Annotated in this window: 1 protein-coding gene; it reads right to left on the bottom strand. The window is 73.6% G+C overall.

Annotated features, from left to right (window positions below; all coding sequences use genetic code 11):
* Positions 1-645, bottom strand: a 645-nt coding sequence (locus A5699_RS25155) for a phosphopantetheine-binding protein (protein WP_157561443.1), incomplete at both ends; no start/stop codon positions are given.

The raw sequence follows: 645 nt of genomic DNA, 5'->3' as shown, positions 1-645 counted from the left end.
CGCAGCGCGGCCACCAGCTGTGCGGCGGCCAGCGAGCCGCCGCCCAGGGCGATGAAATCGGCCTCCGGCCCGTCGACCGGCGTGCCGAGGACATCCCGCCACAACCCGGCCAGCCAGCCCGTGGTGCCGGTGAGTTCGGTGCCGTCGGGTTCGTCGTCGCCCGGCGGCGGCCATGGCAATGCATTGCGGTCGACCTTGCCGGAGGTGCGGGTCGGCAGCTCGTCGAGCAGCACGAGCCGCGGCACCAGGGCGGCGGGCAGTGACTCCGACAGCGCCGCGCGGGCCGCGGCCAGATCGAAGGACGGGTCCGTACTCGCGATGTAGCCGACCAGTAGCGGGGTGCCGCTGGCGGTCTTGCGCACCGCGGCCGCGCCGCCACTCACCCCGCGCAGGTTGACCAGGGCGGCGTCCACCTCACCCAGCTCGATGCGGCGGCCACCGACCTTGACCTGGTCGTCGGCGCGCCCCTGGAAGTAGAGGCCGTCGGCCTCCAGCCGCACCAGGTCGCCGCTGCGGTAGGCGCGGCTCCAGCCCAGTGTGGGCATAGCCGCGTACTTCTCGGCGTCCTTGTCCGGATCGAGGTAGCGGGCCAGACCGACACCGCCGATCACCAGTTCGCCCACCTCGCCGAGAGCGACGGGCAGG

Source organism: Mycobacterium sp. E802, from assembly GCF_001666875.1.
Lineage (GTDB): Bacteria > Actinomycetota > Actinomycetes > Mycobacteriales > Mycobacteriaceae > Mycobacterium.
The sequence above is the reverse complement of the archived record's forward strand: the minus strand, read 5'-3'. Positions and strand labels throughout refer to the sequence as shown.